This window comes from Caenibacillus caldisaponilyticus (genome assembly GCF_002003465.1).
GTDB classification, from domain to species: domain Bacteria; phylum Bacillota; class Bacilli; order Bacillales; family Sporolactobacillaceae; genus Caenibacillus; species Caenibacillus caldisaponilyticus.
Window position 1 is genome coordinate 1 of the sequence record NZ_BDDQ01000081.1, and the last position, 5,619, is coordinate 5,619.

9 protein-coding genes are annotated in these 5,619 nt (G+C 46.2%); all 9 read left to right on the top strand.

Features of this window, described 5'->3' with window-relative positions; translation table 11 throughout:
- Positions 1 to 110 precede the first annotated feature (110 nt).
- The gene (locus tag CCB157_RS17735) at positions 111 to 281 is read left to right on the top strand and encodes a hypothetical protein (protein WP_158077356.1); all 171 of its coding nucleotides are present in this window, start codon (positions 111 to 113) and stop codon (positions 279 to 281) included.
- Between the two features lie 54 nt (positions 282 to 335).
- Complete coding sequence (locus CCB157_RS15895; RefSeq protein ID WP_077616818.1) at positions 336 to 833, top strand: helix-turn-helix domain-containing protein; 498 nt, start codon at positions 336 to 338, stop codon at positions 831 to 833.
- A 32-nt stretch (positions 834 to 865) separates the two neighbouring features.
- Positions 866 to 1,036 (top strand): hypothetical protein, encoded by a 171-nt coding sequence (locus CCB157_RS17740; protein ID WP_158077357.1) that lies wholly within the window; start codon positions 866 to 868, stop codon positions 1,034 to 1,036.
- A gap of 418 nt (positions 1,037 to 1,454) precedes the next feature.
- Positions 1,455 to 1,655, top strand: a complete 201-nt coding sequence (locus CCB157_RS15905) for a hypothetical protein (protein WP_077616820.1) — start codon at positions 1,455 to 1,457, stop codon at positions 1,653 to 1,655.
- The gene (locus CCB157_RS15910) at positions 1,656 to 1,844 is read left to right on the top strand and encodes a hypothetical protein (RefSeq protein WP_077616821.1); all 189 of its coding nucleotides are present in this window, start codon (positions 1,656 to 1,658) and stop codon (positions 1,842 to 1,844) included. It begins immediately after the preceding gene.
- Positions 1,845 to 1,947: 103 nt separating this feature from the next.
- Positions 1,948 to 2,130 carry a YjzJ family protein gene (locus tag CCB157_RS15915; protein ID WP_077616822.1) on the top strand — a complete coding sequence of 61 codons (183 nt, stop codon included), beginning with the start codon at positions 1,948 to 1,950 and terminating at the stop codon, positions 2,128 to 2,130.
- On the top strand, positions 2,096 to 4,081 hold the full coding sequence (locus CCB157_RS15920) for an AAA family ATPase (protein WP_077616823.1): 1,986 nt from the start codon (positions 2,096 to 2,098) through the stop codon (positions 4,079 to 4,081). The genes CCB157_RS15915 and CCB157_RS15920 overlap by 35 nt, the downstream gene beginning before the upstream one ends.
- 120 nt (positions 4,082 to 4,201) lie before the next feature.
- Complete coding sequence (locus CCB157_RS15925; protein ID WP_238594745.1) at positions 4,202 to 4,999, top strand: recombinase RecT; 798 nt, start codon at positions 4,202 to 4,204, stop codon at positions 4,997 to 4,999.
- Positions 4,999 to 5,619: MBL fold metallo-hydrolase (locus CCB157_RS15930; protein ID WP_077616825.1), on the top strand; the 621-nt coding region annotated here is incomplete at its 3' end. The genes CCB157_RS15925 and CCB157_RS15930, both read left to right, overlap by 1 nt.

The window sequence follows — 5,619 nt, forward strand, 5'->3', positions numbered from 1 at the left end:
GACATCCGAAAGTACCGACACACTTGCTTCTCAAGTGGATCGATGAACATACCAAATGGGTCCAAGAGAACACGGAATATGACCGTTGGGCTATGTGAGGAGGTGAAAGCATGACAAAAATCATCTGTGCCAACTGTGGCGAGCCGATCAAAGGCGACTACTACAGAGCTGGCAACAATTCCACAACATTCTGTTCAAAACAATGCGCTTATGATGCGCTGATCTATTTCGGAGTCGATTACATCAAGAAAACACTCCGGTCTGTTCAATTAAAAGCATAACATTCCGCACATTCACAACTAAATATCATTAACGTTCCGAAAGGAGAAAAGAAAGTGAATATTGGTGAAAAACTGCTTGAGTACCGTCGTGAACGCAATGTCAGCCAACGCGAGATTGCACAGGAGCTGCATATTGATCGTTCTCTTGTATCCCGAATCGAAAGCGGTAATTACCCATTGCCCAAACATCACGACCCGAATATCGCTCGGTTAAATTGGAAGTTAGCCTTAACCATCATCGACGAGCGCAGCGGCGGTTATATCAGCAATATCCTTGATGAGGTACCGACCCTCGATCTCCATCCGGCGGCGCTCAAAGAAATCTTGCTCAAAGAGCTTGACGAAGCAGAAAGAGCATTGGGGGAACTCATCTTGGCCCGACACATTGACCCCGAACGAAGAAAGCAGAGCGCAGAAAAGGTTTGGCATGAGATTCGTGACGTCATTGAAAAGGCGCTCGTCATGCAGGGAGTGCTTGAGGAAGAATTCCAGCTTGATTCAAGGCGACTACGATTGGTACACGAGCAAGAATTGAAGCGCGGCGAGCGCTAACTTGAAGAGATCGTCTGTGAGGAGGAAAACAAATGTCAACCATCAGTAATTTTCTTGCTGACTATGTGGCAGATGGGGACTTGCATACACAACTTGAAAATGTAGAGTACTCAACCAATTTACGAGTGATCGTCACAGTTGGTTATATGATTGACCATTACAAAGCAGAAAAAGAAAAAACCATCGCAAACGCGACGGCATAATGACATAATTACTTTACATTCCCATACTCAACATTAGTCTACCACACCTTCATGTGGTAGACAATATTCGCCATGTGTCGAAACCGGGGAAATCAAAAAATTTATAGGAGGTGGAATCCCCCTTGTCCGCCCCTAGCCCCGGTCCGGCGGGGATGGCCTCCCGTCGCTGATGACCGCGCAAGCGGATCGGTACAGAACCGATGACAGGCCGAAAGGAGGGTAGTATGAAAAGTCGAATCACAGCCAAACACCGTTCTAGTTGGGACCGTGACTTCGTTCTCTACGAAGAAACTTTTGAATTCGAGGTTCCGGTCGACACCACACGGAGAGGGCACATACTTGCGCCGCTTCGTCGAAACGACCGTCGGCTGCCGGTTGGGCATCGCTGGCGGGGTGACGTTGGAATGGAGGTGATGGTATGAGACCGATCATCGAGGACCTCGAAAACCCGATGGTCTGCTTCTCTGAACAGCGCGGTCCGAAAGTGATCGGAAAATGCGCTTGCGGCTGCGGCGAGGAAATCATCGATGGATATGAGCACATCTTTTGGGATGGTTATTACTTCGATGACTATGAATGCTTGATGCGCTTTATCGGCGCAGAATGGAGGGATGTTTGATTGAAAAAATGTATCAACTGCGGGGATTCGTTCGAGGACGGTGAAGGGTTCCCAGAGGTAAAAAATCACAAATGGGAATGTTGTTGCTCAGAAAAATGTTGGTTGGAATTCTTAGATGGTGATGAATTGGAAATATCGGATGATGATGAAATCCCGATGATCATTCCACAAGAAGTTCCACCAGAATAAAAATCGACTGCGGCAACAGTCGATTTCGGGCCTTCCGTGATATATTGTTCCTTCTCCCATTTTAACGGGAGGCCCTCCAAAACGTCAAGAAAGGAAGGATACCATGTATCAAGTGCCTTTCAGCGAAGACACGAAAGACCAAATCCGTTTGCAAGAATCCGGAGGATATATCGCTTTCAAAGCAAACGGCGCCATCGTCTTTCAGTTTGATTCGCGTGAATCCTATCAAAAATACATGGAGGGTAAAAACAATGAAAAGAATACGTTTGCTACAGCTCACTATTGACAATTTCAAGGGCATCCGTCATTTTGTGTTGGATGCCCAAGGCGAAAACATTCGGGTTTATGGTGACAATGCTACCGGGAAAACGACCTTGTTCGATGCCTTCATTTGGCTCCTGTTCGATAAGGACAGTCAAAACAAGAAGGACTTCGCAATAAAAACCTTGGACAAAAACGGAAACGTGCTGCACAACCTTGACCACGAGGTGGAGGGCGTGTTCCTTGTTGATGGAAAAAAGCTTACCTTGAAAAAGGTGTTTTCAGAAAAATGGACAAAAAAACGCGGATCCGTGCAGGCCGAATTCACCGGGCACACGACAGATTATTTCATTGACGGGGTCCCGGTGAAGAAAAAAGAGTATGAAGAACTGATCTCCAACCTGATCGACGAGAACGTGTTCAAATTGCTCACAAGCCCCACTTACTTCAACGAACAGCTTAAATGGCAAGACCGCCGAAAGATCCTGCTTGAGGTTTGCGGTGACATCACAGACGAAGAGGTCATCGCATGCAATAAGGATCTGGCTGAGCTTTTAGACATCTTGAACGGCCGGGGCATCGAAAACCATCGCAAAGTAATCGCGGCCCGGAAAAAAGAAATAAATGACCAGCTCCAAAAAATCCCGGTACGGATCGACGAAATCCACCATAACCTGCCGGATTTGACCGGGCTGGATAAAGAGGCCCTGGAGGCAGAAATAGCAACCATAAACGCGGAAATTGATGAAAAGCAGGATCTGATCAGCAACATCCGAAATGGGGCCGCTATCGCGGAAAAACGGAAACAAATCCAAGAGGTTGAATTGGAACTCATTCAGATCCAACAGGCCCATGAATCTGGGACGAAAGACGAAATTTACCGGTTGACGGCCCGGATCCAGGAGGAAGAATCGAATATCTCACTGTTGAGGTCGAAGATCCAAAATATTGAAAGCCAAATAAAGTTCAACGAGGAATATATCAACCACATCGAGTCCCAGCTTCAACAATGGCGGAAGGAATGGCAGGAGGTTAATGATCAACAATTCGAGCACGATGAAAACGGCACCTGCCCAACGTGTGGCCAGGAACTGCCAGCTGAACAAATCGAAGCCGCCAGGGAAAAAGCCCTGAAACAATTTAACCTTGAAAAGGCCCGAAAACTGGAAGAAATCACAGCCAAGGGTAAAAACGGGGCCGCACAAAAGCAAAAACTGATCGAAGACAATGAGCGATTGGTGAAGGAAAAGGAAAAACTGACTGCTGAAATCGAGAGAAAACAAACGGGCCTTGAAAAGATGCACGAGCAGCTGAAAGCCGTTGAGTCCACCATCGTGGACATCACAGAAAACACCGAATACATGACCAAGCTAAAAGAAAAAGCAGAGATCCAGAAAGAGATCGCCGACCTTCAAGCATCGGCGAATGAATCCATCCAGGCAGTTCAAATGGAAATCATAGAACTCAAACAAAAACGCGATCAATTGCAAGCCGACCTTGGCAAGTTCGCGCTAATCAAACAATCCGAGGAACGGATCCGGGAGCTGGAAGAACAGGAACGGAAATTGGCAGAGGAATTTGAAAAGCTGGAGCATCAGCTCTATTTAATCGAGGAATTCATCCGGACAAAAGTCAATCTTCTGGAAGAAAAAATCAACAATAAATTCAAATTCGCGCGATTCAAACTCTTTGAGCAACAGATCAACGGTGGCCTTCAAGAAGTCTGTGAAACGCTTTATGAGGGTGTGCCATATTCCAGCGGTCTGAACAACGCAGCAAAAATCAACGTTGGTTTAGACATCATCAATACACTGTCAGACCATTATGGTTTCTCAGCACCGATCTTCATAGATAATGCCGAAGCTGTGACACAACTCATTGAAACGAACTCTCAAATGATCAGCCTCATTGTCAGCGAAAATGATAAGAAATTACGCGTTGAAACAAAAGAGAAATCCATGAGGGAGGCCGTATAAATGAGTAATCAACTTGCTTTGATTAAAAAAGACACGGTCGATGTCGTCGCTGCGAAAGTAAAGGAATTCCAAGAACGCGGGGAATTGCATTTCCCCGCCAACTATAGCCCGGAGAACGCCATGAAATCCGCTTGGCTGATCCTTCAAAGCACCGTTGACCGAAACAAGCGACCGGCCCTAGAAGTTTGTACGAGGGATTCCGTTGCTAATGCCCTATTGGACATGGTGATCCAAGGGTTGAACCCCGCGAAAAAACAATGCTACTTTGTGGTTTTCGGAAATCAATTGATTTGTATGCGGTCCTATTTCGGGACCATGGCCGTGACCAAACGGGTGACAGGGGCGAAGGAAATCAACGCTAATGTCATCTACGAAGGTGACGAAGTGGAATACGAAATCAAAAACGCCAGGATCGTCAACCTTGTCCATAAGCAAAAATTCGGCAACATCAACAAGGACAAAATCATCGGTGCTTATGCGACTATCGTCATGCCGGATGGGGAAGCGTACTACGAAGTGATGACGATGGACGAAATCCGCAAAGCCTGGTCCAAGTCCCAAATGTGGGGAAAAGACCAAAACTCCGAACGAAAAGGATCCACACACGATGAGTTTCGCCAGGAAATGGCCAAGAAAACGGTTATCAACCGAGCTTGCAAAAAGTTTGTCAACTCAAGCGATGACAGCAGCTTGGTGATAAGTCACTTCAACAGGCAAGACGAGGTCATCGAAGAGGCGGAAGCCGAGGAAGAAATCAAAAAAAACGCCAACAGGGAAGTCATTGATATTGATTACGAAGAAGTGCCGGAAGATCCACAACAAATTGATGGTCAGCAGCAACAACCAGAAGAAAGGGAAGAAGAGCACCATGAGCAATTAACGTTGGATGCAACCGGAACAGAAGGGCCAGGATTCTGATGATCGAAATCCATGCCCTAGCTTCGGGTAGCAAGGGGAACTGCTACCATGTGACCGATGGTAGCACCCCCATCCTTTTAGAGTGCGGAATCCCATTTAAAAACATCCAAAAACGGCTTAATTTTAAGACTACTGGCTTAGCTGGGTGTTTAGTCACCCATGAACATAGAGACCATTGTGCAGGCTTACAGGACGTTCTAAAAGCCGGTATCAATTGCTATATGTCTCCCGGGACAGCTGAAGCAATAGGGATACAGCATCACCGAATTAAAAAGGTTGAAGCGAAGAAACAGTTTAAGCTCGGAACATGGATCATCTTGCCTTTCGACGTTCAGCACGATACGTCCGAACCGGTTGGATATCTATTGATGAACGAACAGCGTGAAAAACTTTTGTTCGCAACAGATACGTACTATATTCGCTACCTGTTCCCTGGCCTCACACACATAATGATTGAATGCAACTATAGCTTGGCCATTTTGAACGAAAACATTGCTTCCGGCCGAGTGCCAAGAGTTATGAAAAAGCGGTTATTACGCTCGCATTTCAGTCTGGAAAACGTGAAGGAATTTTTGAAAGCTAATGATTTAAGCAAGCTAGAGGAGATCTGGTTACTCCAT

What these genes read in the sequence shown, in the direction of transcription:
- CCB157_RS15905 (WP_077616820.1), top strand. Translation starts at nt 1,455, where the DNA reads ATGAGACCGATCATCGAGGACCTCGAAAACCCGATGGTCTGCTTCTCT.
- CCB157_RS15920 (WP_077616823.1), top strand. Translation starts at nt 2,096, where the DNA reads ATGAAAAGAATACGTTTGCTACAGCTCACTATTGACAATTTCAAGGGC.
- CCB157_RS15915 (WP_077616822.1), top strand. Translation starts at nt 1,948, where the DNA reads ATGTATCAAGTGCCTTTCAGCGAAGACACGAAAGACCAAATCCGTTTG.
- CCB157_RS17740 (WP_158077357.1), top strand. Translation starts at nt 866, where the DNA reads ATGTCAACCATCAGTAATTTTCTTGCTGACTATGTGGCAGATGGGGAC.
- CCB157_RS15925 (WP_238594745.1), top strand. Translation starts at nt 4,202, where the DNA reads ATGAAATCCGCTTGGCTGATCCTTCAAAGCACCGTTGACCGAAACAAG.
- CCB157_RS17735 (WP_158077356.1), top strand. Translation starts at nt 111, where the DNA reads ATGACAAAAATCATCTGTGCCAACTGTGGCGAGCCGATCAAAGGCGAC.